The organism is Cryobacterium cryoconiti (assembly GCF_004403065.1).
Classification (GTDB): Bacteria; Actinomycetota; Actinomycetes; order Actinomycetales; family Microbacteriaceae; genus Cryobacterium; species Cryobacterium cryoconiti.
This window is the reverse complement of sequence record NZ_SOHA01000002.1, coordinates 1-20492: the sequence shown is the minus strand read 5'-3', so window position 1 is coordinate 20492 and position 20492 is coordinate 1. Positions and strand designations below refer to the sequence as shown.

Here is a 20492-nt window from a genome sequence, read left to right as displayed (position 1 = left end):
ATCCGCACACCCCTCAGAGTTGTCGTTTCGCCAACCTTTTCCTGCGTGCGGGAGCCGCTCCCTTAGGCTGAAGTCATGGAATTCCGCTATCTCGGTTCATCAGGTCTGAAAATTTCCGAAATCACCTACGGCAACTGGCTCACGCACGGTTCGCAGGTCGAGAACGACATCGCCACGCAGTGCGTGCAGGCCGCGCTCGACGAGGGGATCACCAGCTTCGACACCGCCGACGCCTACGCCAACACGAAGGCAGAGTCCGTGCTGGGCGACGCCCTCAAGGGCCAGCGCCGCGAAAGCCTGGAGATCTTCACGAAGGTCTACTGGCCCACCGGCCCCAAGGGGCACAACGACGTCGGGCTGTCTCGCAAGCACATCATGGAGTCGATCAACGGGTCGCTCACCCGCCTGCAGACCGACTACGTCGACCTCTACCAGGCGCACCGCTACGACACCGAGACCCCGCTGGAAGAAACCATGCAGGCTTTCGCCGACATCGTGCGGCAGGGCAAGGCGCTGTACATCGGCGTCAGCGAGTGGACCTCCGCGCAGCTGCGTGCCGGCCACGCCCTGTCGAAGGAACTGGGCTTCAGCCTGATCTCGAGCCAGCCGCAGTACTCGATGCTGTGGCGGGTCATCGAGGACGAGGTCGTACCGACCTCCCGCGAGCTCGGCGTCGGCCAGATCGTCTGGTCCCCCGTGGCCCAGGGCGTGCTCACCGGCAAGTACCAGCCGGGCCAGGCCCCGCCGGCCGGCTCCCGCGCCACCGACCTCAAGGGCGGCGCCGACATGATCAGCCGCTTCATGAACGACGACGTGCTCACCCGGGTGCAGAAGCTCGAGCCGATCGCCGCCGACCTCCACCTGTCGATGGCGCAGCTGGCCGTGGCCTGGGTGCTGCAGAACGACAACGTCTCGGCCGCCCTCGTCGGAGCCTCCCGCCCCGAGCAGGTGCGCGAGAACGTCAAGGCCGCGGGCGTGAAGATCCCGGCCGAGAGCATGAAGCAGATCGATGAGGTGCTCGGCGATGTCGTGGAGCACGACTCCGCGATGACCTCGGCCACCGCGCCGCAGAGCCGTCCGGCGTAGCGCCCTCGGCGTAGAACGCGAAAGTCGCCGTTCGCGCCGAGAGTCCCCATACCAGCGGGGACTCTCGGCACGAACGGCGACGCTCGGTGTGCGGCGTTCCTAGAGCACCTTCGAGAGGAACGCCTGCGTGCGGCGGTGCTGCGGGTTCGTCAGGATCTCGTCCGGGTCGCCCGCCTCGACGACCACACCGCCGTCCATGAAGACGAGCGAGTCGGCCACCTCTTTGGCGAAGCCCATCTCGTGCGTGACCACGATCATGGTCATGCCCGACTTGGCCAGGCCCTTCATCACGTCGAGCACCTCGCCGACGAGCTCAGGGTCGAGCGCGCTGGTCGGCTCGTCGAAGAGCATCAGCTTGGGCTCCATCGCGAGGGCGCGGGCGATCGCCACGCGCTGCTGCTGGCCTCCTGAGAGGTGTGCCGGGTAGTAGTTGGCCCGTTCGGCCAGTCCCACCCGGGCCAGCAGGTCGAGCGCGCTCTGCTCCACCTGGGCCTTCGGCAGTCCCTTCACCCGGATCGGCGCCTCCATCACGTTCTGCAGCGCCGTCATGTGCGGGAACAGGTTGAACCGCTGGAACACCATGCCGATGTCCCGGCGCTGCCGGGCCGCTTCCTTGGGCGCCATCTCGTACAGCTTGCCGTTCGCCTCCCGGTAGCCGATCAGTTCGCCGTCGACGCTGAGCCGGCCGGCGGACAGCACCTCGAGGTGGTTGATGCAGCGCAGGAACGTCGACTTGCCCGATCCGCTGGGCCCGACCAGGCACATCACCTCGCCGCGCTTGACCTCGAGCGTGATGCTCTTGAGCACCTCGTTCGAGCCGAAGCTTTTCGAGACCTGCTCGGCCAGGACCATGGGCGGAATCGTGACGGATGCCCCGGCCTGCGTGTTCACGTCGGTCATTTCACGCCTCCGGGGTTGGCTGGTGGATCGTCCTGACGCGGCGGTGCGATCACCGACGGCTGCCCGGAATCGACGACCGGGACGACCCCGGTGAGGGTGCCCGTTCCGGTGCCGACGGCATCCTTGCGATCGGGCTGCCGGTCGCCCACGCCGCGGGCGAACCGCTTCTCGAGGAAGTGCTGGCCGACCATCAGGATGGACGTGAAGAAGAGATACCAGATGGATGCCACGATCAGGAGCGGGATCGGGTTGAACGTCTCCGCGGAGATATCCCTCGACCGGGTGAACAGCTCGAAGCTGAACGGCACGGCCGTGACCAGCGAGGTGGTCTTGAGCATCGAGATGACCTCGTTGCCGGTCGGCGGGATGATCACCCGCATCGACTGCGGCAGGATGACCCGGGTCATGGTCTGCGACCAGCTCATGCCGAGCGCGGTCGCGGCCTCTTCCTGGCCACGGTCCACGGCGAGCAGCCCGGCGCGCACGATCTCAGCCATGTAGGCCGCCTCGTTCAGGGCCAGCCCGATGATGGCGATGGTGAACGTGCTCAGCGCCGCGTTGGTCGAGAAGGAGACCCACGGGTCCATGAACGGGATGCCGATGTCGATGCTCGAGTAGATCAGGGAGATCAGACCCCAGATCGTGAGCTGCACGTACACCGGGGTGCCGCGGAAGATCCAAAGGTAGAACCAGGCCAGGCTCTTCACCACGGGGTTCGGCGAGAGTCGCATGACGGCCAGGATCACCCCGAGCACGATCGCGATCACCATGGAGTACACGGTCAGCTGCAGGGTCACGACGGCCGCCTGTGAGATGCGGCGGTCGAAGAGGTACTTGCCCACGGCGGGCCAGTCGTAGGCCGGCCGGAGCGCGGCGTCGACGACGACGGAGACGAAGATCACGACGAGCAGAACCGCGAACACCATCCGCCACGGATGCCGCAGCTTGATGGCCTTGATCGGCACTGACCGGGCTTCCTCCGGCGGGAGGATGGCCCCGCCCGCCGCAGGACGAGTTGTGGAGCTCACGCGTTATCCGTTCGACGCCGCGTTGATCGTGATCGTGTCGATCGCACCATCCGCAACGCCCCACTTGTCGAGGATGTCACCGTAGCTGCCGTCGTCGACCATCGACTGCAGTGCGGCCTGCACGGCCTGGGCCAGACCGGAATCCTTGCCCACCACGATGCCGTAGGGCGCCACGTCGAAGGTCTCGCCGGCGGCCTGCAACTTGCCCTCGGTCTGGGCGATCGCGTAGAACGTGACGGGTGAATCGGCGCTGAGCGCGTCGGCCTGGCCCAGCACGACCGCGTTGGTGGCCTGGTCCTGGGTGTCGTACTTCAGCTTGTCGATCGGCGCTTTACCGGCGGCGACGCAGGCGTCGCTCTTGGCCGGCACCTCCTCGGTGTCCTCATAGGTGGTGGCCTGCACGGCGACCTTGAGCCCGCACGCGTTGTCCGGGTCGACATCGTTGCCGGTCGCGGAGGCCCACTGGATGCCGGCGACGTAGTAGTTGACGAAGTCGACCTGCTCCTCACGCTCGATCGTGTCGGTGAAGGAAGACGCGCCGATGTCGGCTTTGCCGCCCGTCACGCTGGGGATGATGTTGTCGAACTTTGCGACCTGGAATTCCGGGGTCAGGCCCAGCTTGCCGGCGATGCCGCTGGCGATCTCGATGCCCCAGCCGATCGGCTCGCCTGCTTCGTTCTTGAATTCATTGGGCGCGTACGTGGGGTCGGTGCCGATGGTGAGGGTGCCGGCATCGGCGATGTCGGCCGGGAGCAGCGCCGCCGCGGCGTCATCGACAGCGATATCGCTGCCGGAGCCGGACGTCGCACCATCCGTTGAGTTGTCCACGCAGCCCGTGAGGAGGAGGGCCGTGACGGCGGCGAGGGCCGGGAGCAGGTGGTGAGCGCGCATTGCGAAACCTTCTTCGTGGTTGTCGGATGTTTCTGGTTCGTCTTTGAGGTCCGTTAACGGGATTCGACAGAAGCGAGCATATAACAGCTCCCAATAGCCGATTCCGTGCGCTGATAACGTTTTAGACCCGTCCAACCGAGCGCGGACAAGCATCCTCGTGCCTCAGTATGACCGGAAGCGTGTTTCGTGCGGATTTCACGCCACGCCCCCGGTCGACCACCCGACAACCCGAGTCGGGCCTACCCGATCGGGTCAGCCCGCAGGGCCGCGTCCGACAGCAGGGCGACATAGTCGTCGATGCCCCAGGTGAGTGACAACCCGGTGGGCGGCGACACCGCGGCGATGAAGGCGGCTCCCACCGGTGACGCGACCGTTTCGTTCTGCACCTGGCGCATGGGCTGGGCGTAGGCGGCCGAGAGGAAGGCTTCGGACTCCTCCGGTGTCGTGCCGAAGTTGACCAGAACGTCACTGTCCAGCTGGTCCAGCTGCTCGTAGCTGAGCGTGTAGTAGAACCCGGCGTCGTCGGTGGCCAGGGCGTCGACGCTCGGGGCGCTGACGAAACCGAGGTCGAGGGTGAAGGCCACGCGCGGGTCATCCTTGGTGTAGACGTAGAAGGTTCCGCCACTGTCACTGGTCAACGCGATGCTGCGGCCGGCGAATTCCGGATGCGCCGCCGCCTGTTCCGCGATCTCGGCATCGATGCCGTCGAGCAGTTCCACGGCCTCCGCGGTCTTTCCGAGGGCGGTTCCGGTGATGGTCACGAGTTCGCGCCAGTCCGTAGCCCAGGGCTCGCCGGGGTAGGCGACGACGGGGGCGATCTCGCTGAGAAGCTCGTACTGTTCCTCGGTCAGGCCGGAGTAGGCGGCGAGGATCACGTCGGGGGCGGCCTCCGCGATGTCCTCGTAGGGTGGCTCCTCCGAGTCGGGCAGCACGGTCGGGAGGTCCTCGCCCTGCTCCTCGAGCGCGTCCGCGATCCAGGGCAGCACGCCGTTCTCGTCGCCGCCGTAGGCCTGGAACGGGATGGCGACCGGCACCACGCCGAGGGCGATGGCATCGTCGGCGCTCCCCCAGCCCCAGGTCACGACACGCTCGGGCTGCGCCTCGATCGTGGTCTCACCGAAGGCGTGGTCGATGGTGACGGGGAAGGAGCCCGACGTGGCGGCATCCGTCGCCGAATCGGCGGGTGCTGCCGAACAGCCGCTCAGGGTGAGGGCGAGCGCGGTCGCCGCGGCGGCGAGGGCGTAGGTCGAACGACGTGACATGGTGGTCTCCGAGAGTGAGGTTAGATTAGGTAAGGCTAACCTAACACACGCACGGTCGGGGTGCCGTGGAACCGGCCGATCGGCACCACCAGCGGAGACCCGCACACCGGATCCTCGACGACGACCGCCTGCAGTCCGAAGGCCTCCTGCACCACCTCGGCCGTCAGAGTGGCGGCGGGCGGGCCCTCTGCGACGATGCGTCCGGCACCCATCACGACGAGGTGGTCGGCGTAGCGCGCCGCGAGGTTGAGATCGTGCAGCACCATGACCACGGTCGTGGACCGAGTGCGATTGAGCTCCAGCAGGAGGTCGAGCACCTCGATCTGATGCGTGACGTCGAGGAAGGTGGTCGGCTCGTCGAGCAGCAGGATGTCCGGGTCCTGGGCGAGTGCCATCGCGATCCAGACCCGCTGCCGCTGCCCGCCGGACAGCTCGTCGACCCGGCGGGAGGCCAGATCCAGGGTGTTGGTCGCCGTGAGCGCGTCCGTCACGATCCGGTCATCCGCGTTCGTCCACCGGCGGAACAGCCCCTGGTGGGGATACCGTCCCCGGCCGACGAGGTCGGCCACACCGATTCCCTCCGGGGCGAGCGGTTGCTGCGGCAGCAGCCCGATCACGGCCGCCAGTCGTTTGCCGGGCACGGCGGCGAGATCGCCGCCGTCCAGCCGCACCACGCCCGCCTGCGGCCGGAGCAGCCGGGCCAGCCCGCGCAGCATGGTGGACTTGCCGGAGGCGTTGGCGCCCACGATGACGGTCACCGCGCCGGTCGGCACCTCGAAGTCGAGGTTGTCGACGATGGTGGCGTCCGCGTAGCCGAGGCTGACTCCCTCGGCGCGGAGCGCGTGCGACGTGGCGGCACGGTGCGGCTGGGGCTGAGTTGGCTGGGGCATCAGGCGCCCTTTCCCTGTCGGTTCGTGCTGGCGAGCAGCCAGAGCAGATAGGGAGCTCCGACGGCCCCCGTGATGATGCCGGCCGGCAGTTCGAGTGAGCCGGGCAACAGATGCTGGGCGGCGAAGTCGGACACCGTCGTGATCAGGATGCCGACGAGCGCCGCGGGCAGCAGGGTGAGCCCCCCGCCGCCGACCAGCCGCCGGGCGATCGGCGCGGACACGAACGCGACGAAGGCGAGCGGCCCCACCGCGGCCGTGGCGATCGCGGTGAGGGCCACGGCCGTGACGAGCAGCGCGAGCCGGGAACGTTCGACGCTCACCCCGAGGCTCGTGGCCGCCTCGTCACCGAGCTGCAGCGCGCGGAGCCCCCCGGCCAGCAGCCCCACGGTCGGCAGGAGTACGGCCAGGAATCCCGCCAGCACCGCGATCTCGGGCCACCGCGCACCACTCACGCTGCCGACCAGCCAGGCGAGCGCATCCTGGGCGTCACGGATGTCGGCGCGGGTCAGCAGGTATCCGAGCACGCCGTCCACCATGAACGCCACGCCCACGCCGATCAGCACGAAACGGGAACCGGCGACCCCACCCCGCCAGGCCAGCAGGTAGATCGCCGCGGCCGTGGCGAGCGCCCCCGCGAAGGCGGCCAGCGACGTGGCCACGCTGCCCACTCCCAGCACCAGCATCGCGAACACCGCCGCCGCGCTCGCGCCGCCGGTGACCCCGATGATGTCCGGACTGGCGAGAGGGTTGCGCAGGAGGCTCTGGAACAGGGCCCCCGACACGGCGAACGCCACCCCGGCAAGCACCGCGAGGACGAGCCGCGGCAGACGCAGCTTCAGAACGATGAAGTTCTCACTGCCTGTCCCCTGGCCCATCAGCGTGCGCAGCAGGTCGGGCGCGCTGAGCGAGTACGCGCCCACCGCGAGGCTCACCGCCGCGACCACGAGAACGGCCGCGAGCAGCAGGAGGACGAGGCGGTTCTCGCGGCGCCGACTGCGCCCACGGATGTCGGCGAGCGGGTTCCCGGGTGCGGCGGGCGTCCCCGTGAGAAGGTTCACAGCCCGACCGGCTTCGTTCGACGCACGAGGGCGATGAGCACCGGGGCGCCGAGGAAGGCGACCACCAGGCCGGCCTCGATTTCGCCGGGCCGGGCGATCACCCGGCCCAGGACATCCGCTGCCAGCAGCAGTGTGGGACCGAGCAGTGCGGAGAAGACGAGGATCCAGCGGTAGTCCGGCCCGGCGAACCAGCGGGCGAGATGCGGGACAGCCAGCCCGACGAACACGATCGGGCCGGCCATCGCGGTCGCCGATCCGCAGAGCAGCACCACGGCGACTCCGCAGAGGATGCGCGCCGCCACGAGGTTCTGTCCCAGCCCCCGGGCCAGGTCGTCGCCGAGGGCGAGGGCGTTGAGCATGCGCCCGGCGACGGCGGCGAGCAGGGCCCCGGCCAGGACGAACGGCACCAGCGGCAGGGTGGACTCGAGGTCACGGGAAACCAGGGAGCCGGCCGCCCAGAACCGGTAGCGGTCAAAGGCCTCCCCGTCGCTCAGCAGCACGATCGTGATCAACGAGGTGAAGGCCGCGGTGAGGGCGGTGCCGGCCAGGGCGAGCTTGATCGGGGTCGCGCCGTCCCGGCCCAGAGACCCGATGGCGTAGACGATCACGGCGGCGACCGCCGCGCCGATGAAGGCGAACCAGACATAACCGGTAGCGGATGTCATCCCGAACCAGGCGATGCCGGCCACCACGAACAGGGAGGCCCCGGCGTTGACGCCCAGAAGCCCCGGATCAGCCAGCGGATTGCGGGTCAGGCCCTGCATCACCGCCCCCGCCAGGCCCAACGCGAGTCCGGCGAGCAGCCCGACCACGGTGCGCGGCACCCGCAGATCGCGCACGACCGTGTGGTCGGTAAGGGTCGGATCGGGCGCGAGCAGTGCGCTCCAGACGGTCTCCAGCGGGATGCCCCTCGCACCGACGGCCAGGGAGGCTGCAATCGCCGCGGAGAGCCCCAGCAGGGTCAGCAGCACTCCGATCGTCAGCGTTCGGGAGCGCGCCCGTGGGAGGCCCGTGGGCCGCGCGGTGGGCCGCGCGGTGGGCCGCGCGGTCGTCCTGGTCGCCGCCAGAGGACGCCGGCCGGTCCGGACCATGGTCACTCCACCAAAAGTAAGGTAAGCATTACCTAAGTATGGCGATCCCCACTGACCAGCGCAAAGCCGTCAGCCGGCGGAACCCCCGGTGGCGACCGGGCGGCCCGGGAGGTTGGACCATTGCGACCAGGAACCCGGGTACAGGGCCGGCTCGAACCCGGCGATGGTGAGCGCGGCCGCCTCGTGGGCGGCGGTGACGCCGGAACCGCAGTAGACGCCCACGGCGCTCTCCATCGTCAGGCCGAGCGCCTCGAACCGGGCACGCAGTTCGGCCGCCGGGCGGAAGTGCCCGTCGATGGTGAGGTTGTCGACCGTGGGTGCGCTGATCGCCCCGGGAATGTGGCCGGCCCGAGGGTCGACCGGCTCCGTGTCACCGCGGTAGCGCTCCGCGGCGCGGGCGTCGAGAAGCACGCCGGTCCTGGCCAGGCGAGCGGCGGCATCCGCGTCGAGCACGGGTGGCACGTCGTGCGCAAGAGTGATCGTGCCCGGGGCGATCGTCTCCTCACCGACGGAGACGGGCAGGCCGGCGGCACGCCAGGCGGCGAGCGCCCCGTCGAGCAGCAGCACGTCGCGCACGCCCGCATGGCGCAGCAGCCACCAGGCGCGCGCGGCCGACATCGAGCCCAGATCGTCGTACACCACAACGGTGTCACCGCCCCGGAGACCCCAGCGGCGCGCGGCGGCCTGCAGGGCCGGGCGGGTCGGCAACGGATGCCGCCCGTCGGCCGCGACCCCGGCGCCGGCGAGCTCGGTGTCGAGGTCGACATAGGCGGCGCCCGGGATGTGGCCGGCCCGGTATTCGGCGCGGCCGGGAGGCCCGCCCAGCTTCCAGCGCACGTCCAGCACCCGGATGTCGCTTCGAGTGTGGAGCTCCCCCGCCAGCTCGTCAGCCGTGATCAATATTCGCACGCGCTCACGCTACCGCGGCAGACGTAGACTTGAGTAAGTGAGCAGCTACCTGACCCTTTTGAAGACACCGGGCGTAGCTCGCGTCATCGCCGCACAACTGACCGCACGCTTCCCCTTCGGGATGCTGTCGCTGGCGTTCCTGATCCACATCGAGCAGATCTTCGACTCCTACGGCGCCGCAGGCCTCGTACTGGGCGCCATGAGCATCGGCCAGGCCATCGCCGGGCCGCTGACCAGCCGTCTGATGGGCCGCTGGGGTATGCGCCCGGTCATCACGGCCACCCTCGTGGTGTGCGCGACCTCCATCGTCACAATGGCCCTGGTCCCGATGCCCATCTGGGCGCTGATGGTCATCGGTCTGGTCGCGGGGCTGTCCACGCCGCCGATCCAGCCGGCCGTGCGCACCATCTATCCGAAGATCGTCAACTCGCGCCAGCTCACCCCGCTGTTCTCGCTGGACGCGTCGGCCCAGGAGATCATCTGGGTGCTGGGGCCGGTGATCGCCACGTTCGTGGCCATCCAGGTCAGCCCGGTCGCCGGCATCCTGCTCGCCGCCATCTTCCTCATCGGCGGCGGCATCTGGTTCCTGGTGCTGCCCGAGGTCGGTCGGGTGCGCATCCCCCGCAGTCGCCGCAAGCTCGGCGTCGTGCTCAAACGTCCGGCGGTCATGCTCAGCACCATCGTCGGCTTCATGCTGGTCGCCGCCTGCGCCGCCGTCGAGGCCGGCGTGGTGGCCGCGTTCGGGCACGGCAGTTCGACGTCCGGCTGGGTGCTCGGCATCTTCGCGGCCGGGTCGCTGGTCGGCGGCCTCGCCCTCGGGCACGCCCCGATCGGGCCGTGGGCGCTCGCGGGACGCATGCTGATCGTCACCGCCGGTCTCAGCCTCGCCGCCGCCGGCAACCTCAGCTTCTGGTGGCTCGCCGCCACCCTGCTGGTGGCGGGGATCGGAATCGCGCCGGCGTTCGCCGTGCTGTTCGGCATCGTCTCCGCGAGCGTCAAGTTCAGCGACACCGCGGAAGCCTACGGCTGGGTCGGCACCGGTCAACTGATGGGGGCCGCCATGGGCTCCGCCATCGCCGGATTCATGATCGACCAGAGCGGCGCCACGGCAGCCATCCTGGTCGCGGCCGGTTTCGCGGGGCTCGGCACCATCATCCCCGCACTCGGCCGGCGCTGGCACCCCGATCTTCGCGGTCGGGACCCGAGCCCGCTCCCCGACACGGCGCCCATCCAGGTGCAGGTCTCCTGACCGCATCCGCTCGTCGAACCGACAGGTTCGAGGGGTTGAGCGTCGCGCCCACCCCTCAAACGTGTCGGTTCACGCCCGGCCGGGGAGGGTTAGATGGGAACATGACGTTCTCACCGCTGCTTGCCCTCCAGGACGGCCACCGCATCCCCCAGCTCGGCCTCGGCGTCTACAAGATTCCGGATGCCGCGGCCGCCGATGCGGTACAGGTCGCCCTGGACGCCGGTTACCGCCACATCGACACCGCGGCGCTGTACGAGAACGAGGTCGGCGTCGGCCAGGGCGTGGCTCGCTCCGGCCTGCCGCGCGAGGACGTGTTCGTCACCACCAAGGTGTGGAACGATCAGCACGGCTACGACGCGACCCTGCGCGCCTTCGACGTGAGCCTCGGCAAGCTCGGCCTCGACTACGTCGACCTCTACCTGATCCACTGGCCCGCGCCCCGGCAGAACCTCTTCGTCGACACGTGGCGCGCCCTCGAGACCCTGCGCGCCGAGGGTCGGGCCCGGTCGATCGGAGTGTCCAACTTCCACCCCCACCACCTGGACCGCCTGCTCGCCGAAACGGATGTCGTTCCGGTCATCAACCAGGTGGAGCTGCACCCGTGGCTGCAGCAGTCCGCCGTGCGCGAGTACGACTCGGCCCACGGCATCCTGACCGAGGCCTGGTCGCCGTTGGCCCGCGGCCGCGCCATCGGCAACGCGACCCTCGACGCCATCGGCGCCCGGCATGGCAAGTCGGCCGCTCAGGTCGTGATCCGCTGGCACCTCGAGGTGGGCAATGTGGTGATCCCGAAATCGGTGACGCCCCTGCGCATCCGCGAGAACTTCGACGTGTTCGACTTCACCCTCGATGCCGACGACCACGCGGCCATCGCCGCCCTCGACTCGGGCGAGCGCACCGGCAAAGACCCCGACGACCTCGACTAGACGGCCCGAACAGGCTCCCCGACTACCGACAGTGCCCGTTCCGGTCGACAGTGACCGGCGGAACGGGCACTGTCGACCGGAAAGGTGACTATCGGGTGAGGTGTTACCAGCGGGGGTGGATCTGGTCGCGCAGCATCCGGTCGTAGATGTCCTGGACGCCCTCGTTGAAAGCGAGGCTGAGCGGGGCGACCGATCCGGCCGCAGCGTTGCCGCGGGCCTGCTGCACCGAACGCGCCCCGGGAATGACCGAGCTGACGCCGTCGATCTGGGCCACCCAGGCCAGCGCGGCCTGCGCGGGAGTGATCTCTCCGGGAAGCGACCCCACGAGGGCCGTGAACTCCGCGGCGGCCGCGAGGCCGGTCTCGTAGTCGACGCCGGAGAAGGTCTCGCCCACGTCGAAGGCGCTGCCGTCACGGTTGTAGTTGCGGTGGTCGTTCGCCGCGAAGGTGGTGTCCCGGGTGTACGTGCCGGTCAACAGGCCACTGGCCAGCGGCACGCGGGCGATCACGCCCACCCCCGCGGCGCGGGCCGCCGGCACCACGGCCTCGAGCGGCTTGAGCCGGAAGGCGTTCAGGATGATCTGCACGCTCGCCAGGCCCGGCCGCTCGATCGCGGCGAGCGCCTGGTCGCAGGTCTCCACGCTCACCCCGTAGGCGGCGATGGCTCCCTCGGCGACGAGGGTGTCGAGCGCGTCGTAGACCTCGTCGGACTCGACCACATCGGTGGGCGGGCAGTGCAGCTGTACGAGGTGCAGGGTGTCCAGGCCGAGGTTCGCGCGGGACCGGTCGGTCCACGCCCTGAAGTTCGCCAGCGTGTAGTTCTCGGCCAGCTGGTCGACCCGGCGACCCATCTTGGTGGCCACTGTGATTCCGGCGGCGGCGGAGCTTTCGGCCAGGAAACGGCCGATGATCTGCTCGCTGCGGCCGTCGCCGTAAACGTCGGCGGTGTCGAAGAAGGTGACGCCGGCGTCGACGGATGCCGCGAGCACCGAGGCCGCGTCGGCCTCCGACACGTCACCCCAGTCCGCTCCCAGCTGCCAGGTGCCGAGCCCGATCACGGAGACGGTTCGGTCGGTTCTTCCGAGGGTGCGTGTGTCCATCTCCCCAGCCTAGCCACCGGCGCAGCGCCCGGTGGGGCAACGGATGCCGCCGCCTCGGACGCGCTGCCTGCCTCCGGTCCCGCCCCGGTGTCCGCCTCCGCACCCGTATCCGTGTCGATGACACGGGCGAGCGCCCGGGCGAGGCGCGGGCGGATGAGGTGGTCGTTCGCTTCGACGCGGTGCATGGTGACGTGGCGCATCCGTTCAATCACCGTCATGGTGCCGGCGGCGATGAACGCGTCCAGAGTGCCGTAGACCACGTCGACCGGCACCCGGAGGGTCGCGATGTCGCTGACCACGGTCTGCGACTCGATGCAGTGCTCCAGCGACTTCACGAACGGCGTCCAGTTGCGCTCGGTGAGCTCGAAGATGCCCTTCGGCAGCAGCCGGGCGATGATGGCCGCGTTGGCGAGGGTGAATTCCTTGTTCAGGCGCAGGAAATCGTAGGCGCGCAGATAGGTGCTGACCCGGGCTCGCACCCACCGGTCCCCGATATCGTTCGGCGACAGGTAGACCGGCGGACCCACGAGCACCACCCGGGACACCTGGGTGCGCCGGGATGCGCGGGTGCGCGGCAACGCGGCCATCCGGGCCGCGATCAGGCTGCCGAGCGAATGACCCACCAGGATGAACGGTTCGCGCAACTTCAGCGCCCGGATGGTGGCGGCCAGCGAGTCGACGTGGTCCTCGAGCCGGTACTCACAGCCGGCGGGGATCGGCGATTCGCCGAAGCCCAGAATGTCGACGGCGATGACCCGATGCCGGGGCACGAGCAGGGGAACCAGTTCACGGAACGTCTCCGAGGAGGACGCAATGCCGTGCACCAGGATCACCACGGGACCGGTGCCCTCGTCGGTGGCGATGTGCAGCAGCGGCGGGCGCCGCCGGCCGAGCCGTTCAGAGAGGGCCGCCCACCAGTTCATGCTTCCAGTATCGCCTCCCCACGCCACCAGGCTCATTCTGCGCCGCCTGCCGCGGCGTGCGCCCGGTCCCTCCTGCCGAGACGCGATTGTGATCCGGCACCGCCGATCGCGGCCGTACAGTGAGGCCATGAAGCGTTTTACCGGAGTGGTCGCCGTCCTCCTCGGCGCCCTCCTGCTGGCCGGATGCTCCGTGCCCGGCGATTCCAGCAGTTCCGACTCCGGCGGCTCGGCCACGGCTCCCGGCCTCGCCGAACCCGGCACCGTGAACCCGGGAAGCATCGAACCGGGCGGCAGCACCGGTGAGATCACTTCCACCCAGCGCGACGTGATCACCACCGGGATGGTGTCGATCACGGTGGACGACCCGATCGCATCCGTGCAGGATGCCGTCACCATCACCGAGCAGGCCGGTGGACGGGTCGACAGCCGCACCGAGAACCCGGCCACCGACAACCAGCCGGCGAGCGCGAATCTCACCCTGCGCATCCCCTCGGACGAGCTCGACCGCACCCTGGCGGAACTCAAACAGCTCGGCACCGTCAACTTCGTCTCGCTCAACGCGTCGGACATCACCCAGCAGACCCAGGACCTCGACGCCCGGATCACGTCACTGCAGACCTCGGTCGATCGGTTGCTGGCCCTGATGGTGGAGGCCACGACCACGGCCGACCTGATCGCGGTCGAGAACGCGCTGTCCCAGCGGCAGAGCGACCTCGAGGGACTGCAGGCGCAGCGGGACTACCTGTCCGACCAGGTCGATTTCTCCACCATCACACTCGACCTGTACTCGACCGGCACGGTGGCTCCCGGCACCCCGGACGGCTTCTGGGATGCCCTCGCGGCCGGCTGGAACGCCCTCGTGACAGCCCTCGGCATCGCGATCGTGGGCATCGGGTTCGCGCTGCCCTGGCTGCTCGCCCTCGGCCTGGTCACCGCGATCGTCTACCTGGTGATCCGGTTGGCACGCAAGAGGCATCCGGCTGCGTAAACTTGTTCGGTGTACACGTCTGCCGAACCCTCCCCGCTCGGCGACGAGCTTCTCGAACGCATCCGTTCCCGCGCCGCCGCCCATGACCGCGACAACACCTTCCCTGCCGAGGACCTGGCCGAGCTGGTGGCCTGCGGCTACCTCCGTTCGTTGGTTCCGGTGGCGCTCGGAGGCCTCGGACGCGGCGTGCAGCAGGTCGCGCAGGACCAGATCCGGCTCGCCGCCCACGCCCCGGCCACCGCCCTGGCCGTCAATATGCACCTCGTCTGGACGGGTGTGGCCCGCACCCTGCACGAGCAGGGCGACGACAGCCTAGCCTTCGTGCTGCACGGCGCCGTCAGCGGGAAGATCTTCGGCTTCGGTGTCAGCGAACCCGGCAACGACCTGGTGCTCACCGACTCGCTCACGACGGCCGCCCCGCAACCGGACGGCGGCTACCGCTTCACCGGCACCAAGATCTTCACCACGCTCTCCCCGGCCTGGACCCGGCTCGGCACCATGGGCATCGACCGTGATTCGGCCGACGGCCCCAAAATCGTCTGGGCGTTCATCGACCGGGCAGACCCGGGCGTCAGCCAGAAGGATGACTGGGACACCCTGGGCATGCGTGCCAGCCAGAGCCGCAGCACCCTGCTCGACGGCGCATCCGCCCGCCCCGACCAGGTCTTCCGCCGGCTCGATCCCGGGCCCACTCCCGACCCGCTGGTGTTCGCCATCTTCGCCAATTTCGAGATCCTGCTGGCCGCCGTGTACACCGGCATCGGTCGGCGCGCGGTCGAACTGGCCGTGCTGGCGGCGACGCGGCGCACGTCCCTGAAGCACGGCGGGCGCAGCCTGGCGCAGGACCCGGACATCCGGTGGCGCGTCGCGGAGGCCGCGATGACGATGGATGGCCTGTACCCCCAGATCGACGCGCTGGCGCACGACCTCGACACCCTGGCCGATCACGGCCCGCGGTGGTTCGCCCTGCTGTCCGGTTTGAAACACCGAGCCACCGAGACAGCGCGCCTGGTCGTCGACCAGGCGCTGCGGGTGAGCGGCGGCTCCTCCTACTTCGCCGGCAACGAACTCGGGCGTCTCTACCGCGACGTTCTCGCCGGGCTCTTCCACCCGTCCGACGCCGAATCGGCGCACGCCACCGTGGCGACCGCCTGGTTGGGCCCGACCGATGTCTGACGTCACCCGCACGATCAACGTCTTCGACAGCGCCGCCTACACGCGCTCGGTCCTCGACCTGACCATGCGGCTCGCTGAGGTCATCTTCGCGGCCGGCGCCGGCGCCGAAGACGCAACGGCCGCCATGGAAGCCATCACCCGGGCCTACGGGCTGCGCGGCACCGAGGCGAACGTCACCCATACGATCATCGCGCTCACCCATGAGGATCCGGCCACGCACGAGTCCATCACCCGGACCCGCAACGTCAAGTACCGTTCGCTCAACTACGGGAAGCTCACGGCCACCTCCGAGCTGATCGCGGAGATCCTCGACTCGCCGCCCGAGGTCGCCGACGCCCGCAAACGCCTGGCCACCATCGTCAGCGCCAAGCCGCAGGTGCCCGCCCTCTTCCGCCGGGTGGGCTGGAGCCTCGTCGGGGCCGGGGCCGCCGTGCTCATCGGGGGTGGCGTGGTGGTCTGCATCGCCGCCTTCATCGCCACGTTCTTCATCGACGTGATCACCACCTCGCTCGACCGGCGGCAGGTTCCCGTGTTCTACCAGAACGTCGTCGGCGGGGCGATCGGGCCGATCGTCGCCGCGATCGTCGCCCTGATCGATCCCACGGCGAATCCGTCCCTGGTCGTCATCGCGACCATCATCATGCTCCTGGCCGGCGTCACCACCTTCGGCGCGGTGCACGACACCCTGTCGGGCTTCTACCTGACGGGCACGGCACGGATGATGGAGGCCCTCCTGATCACGGGCGGCCTGGTCACCGGCGTGGCCGGGGCGTCGCTGCTGCTGGCTCGCTTCGGCTTCCAGCTGCGCGTCGACGCCAACCTCACCCCGACCCTGGCCGAGGTGCCGGTGATGCTCGCCGCGGCCATGGTCATCGTCGCCGGTTTCGCCCTCGGCGTGCAGGTGCCGTGGCGGGCGTTCTGGGTGGTCTGCCTGCTGGGCGCCATCGCCGAGCTGCTCTACCTGGGCGGCGCGCAGGCCGGCTTCGGCCTGGTCTGGTCGTCGGCCCTGAGCGCCGTGGGCGTGGGCCTGCTGGCCGCGATCGCGGCCCGCGTCGTGCGCACTCCCCCGCTGGTGATCGTCGTCTCCGCGCTGGTTCCGCTCGTGCCGGGGCTGATCCTGTTCCGCGGCCTGCTGCAGTTGTCCGACGGCAACATCGACGGGCTGCTCAGCATGCTCACCGCCGGGGCCGTCGCCGCGGCGCTGGCGGCCGGCGCCATCCTCGCCCAGTATTTGGTGCAGTTCGTCTGGGGTCCGGCCCGGCGCCTGCAGCGCCGGTTCGTGGGACCACTGATGGCACTGCCGGTGCGCCTCGGCCGCGGGCCCGGCAAGCGCATCTAGCTCAGGGCGCCGCCACCGTGGCGTCCGGGCGCAGCGTGAGGAATCGGGCGTAGCGTGCGCCCGATTCCCCACGCTGCGCCGCGACGGGCTGCGCGGGCCTGCTCCCGCTAGTTGGGGATATCCGCTTCGCCCTGTTCGTCCTGCATGTCCTCGACGAACCGGTAGGGAATGGGCTCCTCCTCGGTCGCCCGCACGAGGCGGAACAGGCGGCGCACCGTGTCGCCGTCTTCCGTGGCCTCCAGCAGGACCTCCTTCTGGTACTCGCCGTTCACGTACTCGAGTTCGTGCTCCGTTCCGGCGGCGATCACGTTGGGTCCGTAGAAGATGGCCTGGTAGGTGGTTTTATCGCTCATGTGTATCCCTCTCTGCCGGGGTGGAGACGGGTGCCTCGCGTTCGGGGCGCGTCGGGCCCAGCCTACGGCCGGGCTGGCAACTTGCACAGGGCCGGTTGCCACCGACCGCGGGAAGGTGCCGTTTGGCGGCAACCCGCGTAGGGTCGAAGTCACGGTGCCGCTGGGGCTCGATTCGAAGGAGTACACATGGCTGACAAATCACCCAAGAAGGACGCATCCAAAAAGGTTGCCGGTAAGTCCTTGAAGGAAAAGCGTGCCGACAAGCACGCCAAGGCGAACGAGACGACCGAGAAGGCACGCAAGGCCTAGCGCCTGCTCCACGATTAAACTCAGGGTGTTGCCGCCAACTGCGGCAACACCCTTTTTCGTCCCGAAAGGACCCGTCGATGACCCTTCCCTCCGTGGACACCCAGGTGGACTACCCGGCCGGCCTGACCCGCACCACCGCGACGGTGCTGCACGTCGAGCCGCAGGCGGACGGGCGCGTCGCCGTGCTCCTCGACGCCACCCCGGTGCACCCGGTCGATGCCGGCTGGCCCGACCAGGGGCCCGACCGGGCCGTGCTGCGCGTCGCGGGGGCCGAGCTGACGGTGCTGGACTGCATCGTGGGAGCGACGGACGGGTCGGCACTGCACCGGGGCCGGGACATCCCGGTGCCGAAGGGCACGCCCGGCTGGGCGTTCGTCGTGGTTCACCTCGTCGAGGGTGCCGCACTCGTCGACGGCGCCGCCCTGGCCGAGGGTCAGACGGTCGAGGTGGTCGTCGACGCCGACTACCGCCACCGGATGTCCGCGGGCCACACGGCCTGCCACCTCGCCGCCCTCGCCCTCAACCGAGCGCTGGCGGACCGGTGGAAGAAGGAGGTGCGCGCGGATTCCCTCGGTCACCCCGACTTCGACGGCACCGCGATCGACGTGTCCCTGATCCGTGAGAACGGATCCGTCGACACCTACCGGCTCGGCAAATCCCTCCGCCGCAAGGGCTTCGCCGCCGAGGGGGTGGCCGAGCACCTGGCCGGGATCGAATCCGCCGTGAACGCGGCCCTCGCCGAATGGGTGGCCACCGGAGCGAGCGTACGCATCGACCGGGACGGCCCGCTGCTCACCGACCGGCGGTACTGGGTCTGCGAGCTGCCGGCCCACAGCGTGCGCATCCCCTGCGGCGGCACGCACGTCTCTTCACTGGACGAGCTCGGCGCCGTGCGCGTGGCCCTGTCCACGTCCGAGGTTGACGGCACGACCGTGCTCACCATGGAGACAGTCGTCGGCTGAGCGGCCCCGCTCACTCACTCGATCAGGAGCGCCTCCACCGCGGCGGTACCGCGGATCTCCCCCAGCAGCTCGAGGACACGGTCGACGACCTTCACCGACACCCCCGGGCACACGATGCTGTACGCGCCGAGCTCGGCCAGACCGCCGGCCCGCACCCGGATCACCGCCCAGCCCACCTCGGCCAGCGCGGCGTCCTTCTCACGGTCCGACACCTCCTTCAACCCCCGGTGGGAGCGGCCGTCGCGGCCAGGGTCGTCGTATTCGACCGCCACCTTCAGGGCGGGAATGATGATGTCCGGCCACACCTCCGGCTTTCCGTAGAAGGTGCGGCTGATGCGCACGGCATTGACGCGGTGCGGCAGACGGATGCGTTCGCCCAGCAGCATCCGCAGCCGTTGTTCGGTCATCGACGTGCCCAGCCTCAACCCGGGCTTCATGAACGGTACTCCGCCCTCGAACCGAGCACTGGGCGCTTCGGCGTTGGCCGTGCACTTCGGGCACCCGGAGCCCGTGAGGGCAGCCCGTACCGTGGCGACGTAGCGGGAGTGGCCACGGTCGCAGATCCACTCGTATTCGGCTCCGATCCGCGTCTCCTGCCCGAGGTCACCGCGACGCCCCGCTGCCACCTTGCGCAGCAGCTGTCCGCGGCTGCGCTGCGTCTCGGCAAGGAGCATGCAGAGGGGGCAATCGCGTTGCAGGGTGATGCGGGCATCCGTCGCCGGCGCCCCGTGCCCGCAGCGAAAGCGCACGGCCGTACCGCCGCCGCCTGCCACCCCGCCGCCTGCCACCCCGCTGCCCGCAGCCCCGCCGGCCACACCGCCCGTCATGCCAGCCATCCGCACGCTCCGCCCTGCGCCCCAGTCGGCGCAGGCCCACGCTATCCCCGGCCACTGACACTCGCCCGCCACGGGGAGCCGTGCGCCAGAACCTCGACCGTAACCCCACACGCGAACTGAGGAGGTTTTCGCGACACGCCGGTCCCCCAGCCACGACTCGCCGCCCAGCCCGAAATTCTCCGGCTATACGTGCAGGCGGAGGCGTGCAGAGGCGGAGGAACGGCCCGCGGGAAGAGAGGAAAAAAGAAAAGGCAAGAGGGGAGGAAAAGAAGAAGGCCCCCGGTTTCCCGGGGGCCTTTCAACTGACTATCTCGGTGGAGCTAAGGAGATTCGAACTCCTGACCTTCTCATTGCGAACGAGACGCGCTACCAACTGCGCCATAGCCCCCAGCCGCTTATGCAGAATATCACGCGCAGCGACCGAGTTTGGCCGACCCGCGCGTGAGAGCGCGATTCGGTGCGGATTCGCCCGGTTGGGATTCGGTCAGCCGACGGCGCGGCGACGGCGCAGTACGTCGTCGAGATCACTCATGCCGGGTGCGGTCTCCCCGACGACCCCCATTGATGCGAACCGGCTCGCGGCCGGTGCGGCGGCAGGAGTTGCCGGCGCCTCGGCCGTCACACGCTTCAGCGGAGTGACCGCCACTTCGAGGGCCGCGGCGCGGCGGGCGAGCTCCGCTTCGGCGGCGACCCGGCGCAGTTCGGCGGCTGCATCAACGGATGCCATCGCCGCCTGGGCGACGGATCCGCGCGACAGGTGCATCGGCCGCGGCAGCGGGAGCGGCGTCCAGCTCGAGGCGACAACGGGCGTCTCCTCCAACTGCACGGGCTCGAACGTCTGGCCGACCCGGGCGCGCGTCGCGACGCCGGACCCGGCAGCGACCCCGTCCGCCCGGTGTGCCCGGCGTGCGGTGCGCGCCAGGCGGGTGAGAGCGCTGAGGGCGAGAACGGTCGTCACCAGGCCGCTGACCAGGGCCGTCCAGGCTCCGCCGGTCGCCACGGCGACGATTCCCGAGACGAAGAGCACGGTGCCCAGGAGCAGGATGAGGGAGGTCATCGCACGCACCCGGCGCAGGCGGCGAGCACGGGCGGCCGAGGGGGCCGGAAGCGATGAAGTTCGAGCGGAACCGGACGCCGCGGCCCCCGCGCGCACGGCGGCGGCCTGGGCGGCAACGGCCTTCGCAGCGGCGGCACGGTTCGCGGCCGCGAGGGCGGCG

General features: G+C 69.7%; 21 protein-coding genes and 1 tRNA gene. 8 read left to right on the top strand and 14 right to left on the bottom strand.

The window, feature by feature from the left end:
• Positions 1-75: 75 nt before the first annotated feature.
• Positions 76-1086, top strand: a complete 1011-nt coding sequence (locus E3T49_RS00915) for an aldo/keto reductase family protein (protein ID WP_134422607.1) — start codon at positions 76-78, stop codon at positions 1084-1086.
• 99 nt (positions 1087-1185) lie between these two features.
• Here E3T49_RS00915 and E3T49_RS00910 read toward each other — a convergent pair whose 3' ends face one another.
• From E3T49_RS00910 to E3T49_RS00875, 8 genes are all read right to left on the bottom strand, one after another.
• Positions 1186-1986 (bottom strand): amino acid ABC transporter ATP-binding protein, encoded by an 801-nt coding sequence (locus E3T49_RS00910; RefSeq protein ID WP_420898520.1) that lies wholly within the window; start codon positions 1984-1986, stop codon positions 1186-1188.
• Positions 1983-3014, bottom strand: coding sequence for an amino acid ABC transporter permease (locus E3T49_RS00905; protein ID WP_134422605.1), 1032 nt, complete (start codon positions 3012-3014; stop codon positions 1983-1985). The genes E3T49_RS00910 and E3T49_RS00905 overlap by 4 nt, the downstream gene beginning before the upstream one ends.
• Positions 3015-3017: 3 nt before the next feature.
• On the bottom strand, positions 3018-3905 hold the full coding sequence (locus tag E3T49_RS00900) for an ABC transporter substrate-binding protein (protein WP_134422603.1): 888 nt from the start codon (positions 3903-3905) through the stop codon (positions 3018-3020).
• 239 nt (positions 3906-4144) lie between these two features.
• A complete protein-coding gene (locus E3T49_RS00895) occupies positions 4145-5167 on the bottom strand; it encodes an iron-siderophore ABC transporter substrate-binding protein (protein ID WP_134422601.1) in 1023 nt (340 codons plus the stop codon).
• Between the two features lie 35 nt (positions 5168-5202).
• Positions 5203-6057 carry an ABC transporter ATP-binding protein gene (locus E3T49_RS00890; RefSeq protein WP_134422599.1) on the bottom strand — a complete coding sequence of 285 codons (855 nt, stop codon included), beginning with the start codon at positions 6055-6057 and terminating at the stop codon, positions 5203-5205.
• Positions 6057-7115 (bottom strand): FecCD family ABC transporter permease, encoded by a 1059-nt coding sequence (locus tag E3T49_RS00885; protein WP_134422597.1) that lies wholly within the window; start codon positions 7113-7115, stop codon positions 6057-6059. Before E3T49_RS00885 ends, E3T49_RS00890 begins: the two co-directional genes overlap by 1 nt.
• Positions 7112-8206, bottom strand: coding sequence for a FecCD family ABC transporter permease (locus E3T49_RS00880; protein WP_134422595.1), 1095 nt, complete (start codon positions 8204-8206; stop codon positions 7112-7114). Before E3T49_RS00880 ends, E3T49_RS00885 begins: the two co-directional genes overlap by 4 nt.
• Positions 8207-8275: 69 nt before the next feature.
• Entirely contained in the window at positions 8276-9115 is an 840-nt protein-coding gene (locus E3T49_RS00875) for a sulfurtransferase (RefSeq protein WP_134422593.1), read from the bottom strand.
• Positions 9116-9152: 37 nt separating this feature from the next.
• On the opposite strand from E3T49_RS00875, the gene E3T49_RS00870 reads away from it, so the two are divergent.
• Both E3T49_RS00870 and E3T49_RS00865 read left to right on the top strand, forming a co-directional pair.
• Positions 9153-10364, top strand: a complete 1212-nt coding sequence (locus tag E3T49_RS00870) for an MFS transporter (RefSeq protein WP_134422591.1) — start codon at positions 9153-9155, stop codon at positions 10362-10364.
• Positions 10365-10465: 101 nt separating this feature from the next.
• Entirely contained in the window at positions 10466-11290 is an 825-nt protein-coding gene (locus tag E3T49_RS00865) for an aldo/keto reductase (RefSeq protein ID WP_134422589.1), read from the top strand.
• Positions 11291-11393: 103 nt separating this feature from the next.
• On the opposite strand, the gene E3T49_RS00860 is transcribed toward E3T49_RS00865, so the two are convergent.
• Together E3T49_RS00860 and E3T49_RS00855 are read right to left on the bottom strand one after the other, a co-directional pair.
• Entirely contained in the window at positions 11394-12389 is a 996-nt protein-coding gene (locus tag E3T49_RS00860) for an aldo/keto reductase (RefSeq protein WP_134422587.1), read from the bottom strand.
• Positions 12344-13312: an alpha/beta fold hydrolase gene (locus tag E3T49_RS00855; protein WP_134422585.1), complete on the bottom strand. Its 969-nt coding sequence runs from the start codon at positions 13310-13312 to the stop codon at positions 12344-12346. Before E3T49_RS00855 ends, E3T49_RS00860 begins: the two co-directional genes overlap by 46 nt.
• Positions 13313-13439: 127 nt before the next feature.
• Between E3T49_RS00855 and E3T49_RS00850 the strand changes: the two genes are divergently transcribed.
• The 3 genes from E3T49_RS00850 to E3T49_RS00840 are packed head-to-tail and all read left to right on the top strand — an operon-like array spanning position 13440 to position 16815.
• Positions 13440-14300, top strand: coding sequence for a DUF4349 domain-containing protein (locus E3T49_RS00850; protein WP_166785430.1), 861 nt, complete (start codon positions 13440-13442; stop codon positions 14298-14300).
• 9 nt (positions 14301-14309) lie between these two features.
• Positions 14310-15476 (top strand): acyl-CoA dehydrogenase family protein, encoded by a 1167-nt coding sequence (locus E3T49_RS00845; RefSeq protein WP_134422581.1) that lies wholly within the window; start codon positions 14310-14312, stop codon positions 15474-15476.
• Positions 15469-16815, top strand: a complete 1347-nt coding sequence (locus E3T49_RS00840; RefSeq protein WP_134422579.1) for a threonine/serine exporter family protein — start codon at positions 15469-15471, stop codon at positions 16813-16815. Before E3T49_RS00845 ends, E3T49_RS00840 begins: the two co-directional genes overlap by 8 nt.
• Before the next feature lie 107 nt (positions 16816-16922).
• Here E3T49_RS00840 and E3T49_RS00835 read toward each other — a convergent pair whose 3' ends face one another.
• On the bottom strand, positions 16923-17168 hold the full coding sequence (locus tag E3T49_RS00835) for a hypothetical protein (RefSeq protein WP_134422577.1): 246 nt from the start codon (positions 17166-17168) through the stop codon (positions 16923-16925).
• A 186-nt stretch (positions 17169-17354) separates the two neighbouring features.
• Between E3T49_RS00835 and E3T49_RS16700 the strand changes: the two genes are divergently transcribed.
• Both E3T49_RS16700 and E3T49_RS00830 read left to right on the top strand, forming a co-directional pair.
• Complete coding sequence (locus E3T49_RS16700) at positions 17355-17477, top strand: hypothetical protein (RefSeq protein ID WP_255408599.1); 123 nt, start codon at positions 17355-17357, stop codon at positions 17475-17477.
• Positions 17478-17554: 77 nt separating this feature from the next.
• Positions 17555-18439 (top strand): alanyl-tRNA editing protein, encoded by an 885-nt coding sequence (locus tag E3T49_RS00830; protein ID WP_134422575.1) that lies wholly within the window; start codon positions 17555-17557, stop codon positions 18437-18439.
• 14 nt (positions 18440-18453) lie between these two features.
• Here the strand turns inward: E3T49_RS00830 and E3T49_RS00825 are convergent, their stop codons facing one another.
• The 3 genes from E3T49_RS00825 to E3T49_RS16040 form a co-directional block, all read right to left on the bottom strand.
• Positions 18454-19275, bottom strand: coding sequence for a hypothetical protein (locus E3T49_RS00825; protein ID WP_166785429.1), 822 nt, complete (start codon positions 19273-19275; stop codon positions 18454-18456).
• Positions 19276-19590: 315 nt separating this feature from the next.
• Positions 19591-19663 (bottom strand) — tRNA-Ala (locus E3T49_RS00815).
• A gap of 96 nt (positions 19664-19759) precedes the next feature.
• Positions 19760-20492 (bottom strand): hypothetical protein (locus tag E3T49_RS16040; RefSeq protein WP_166785428.1); only part of this gene is annotated, 733 nt, incomplete at its 5' end.

Coding starts and splice junctions, on each gene's coding strand:
- E3T49_RS00915 (WP_134422607.1), top strand. CDS start 76: ATGGAATTCCGCTATCTCGGTTCATCAGGTCTGAAAATTTCCGAAATC.
- E3T49_RS00910 (WP_420898520.1), bottom strand. CDS start 1,986: ATGACCGACGTGAACACGCAGGCCGGGGCATCCGTCACGATTCCGCCC.
- E3T49_RS00900 (WP_134422603.1), bottom strand. CDS start 3,905: ATGCGCGCTCACCACCTGCTCCCGGCCCTCGCCGCCGTCACGGCCCTC.
- E3T49_RS00895 (WP_134422601.1), bottom strand. CDS start 5,167: ATGTCACGTCGTTCGACCTACGCCCTCGCCGCCGCGGCGACCGCGCTC.
- E3T49_RS00890 (WP_134422599.1), bottom strand. CDS start 6,057: ATGCCCCAGCCAACTCAGCCCCAGCCGCACCGTGCCGCCACGTCGCAC.
- E3T49_RS00880 (WP_134422595.1), bottom strand. CDS start 8,206: ATGGTCCGGACCGGCCGGCGTCCTCTGGCGGCGACCAGGACGACCGCG.
- E3T49_RS00865 (WP_134422589.1), top strand. CDS start 10,466: ATGACGTTCTCACCGCTGCTTGCCCTCCAGGACGGCCACCGCATCCCC.
- E3T49_RS00860 (WP_134422587.1), bottom strand. CDS start 12,389: ATGGACACACGCACCCTCGGAAGAACCGACCGAACCGTCTCCGTGATC.
- E3T49_RS00855 (WP_134422585.1), bottom strand. CDS start 13,312: ATGAACTGGTGGGCGGCCCTCTCTGAACGGCTCGGCCGGCGGCGCCCG.
- E3T49_RS00850 (WP_166785430.1), top strand. CDS start 13,440: ATGAAGCGTTTTACCGGAGTGGTCGCCGTCCTCCTCGGCGCCCTCCTG.
- E3T49_RS00840 (WP_134422579.1), top strand. CDS start 15,469: ATGTCTGACGTCACCCGCACGATCAACGTCTTCGACAGCGCCGCCTAC.
- E3T49_RS00835 (WP_134422577.1), bottom strand. CDS start 17,168: ATGAGCGATAAAACCACCTACCAGGCCATCTTCTACGGACCCAACGTG.
- E3T49_RS16700 (WP_255408599.1), top strand. CDS start 17,355: ATGGCTGACAAATCACCCAAGAAGGACGCATCCAAAAAGGTTGCCGGT.
- E3T49_RS00830 (WP_134422575.1), top strand. CDS start 17,555: ATGACCCTTCCCTCCGTGGACACCCAGGTGGACTACCCGGCCGGCCTG.
- E3T49_RS00825 (WP_166785429.1), bottom strand. CDS start 19,275: ATGGCTGGCATGACGGGCGGTGTGGCCGGCGGGGCTGCGGGCAGCGGG.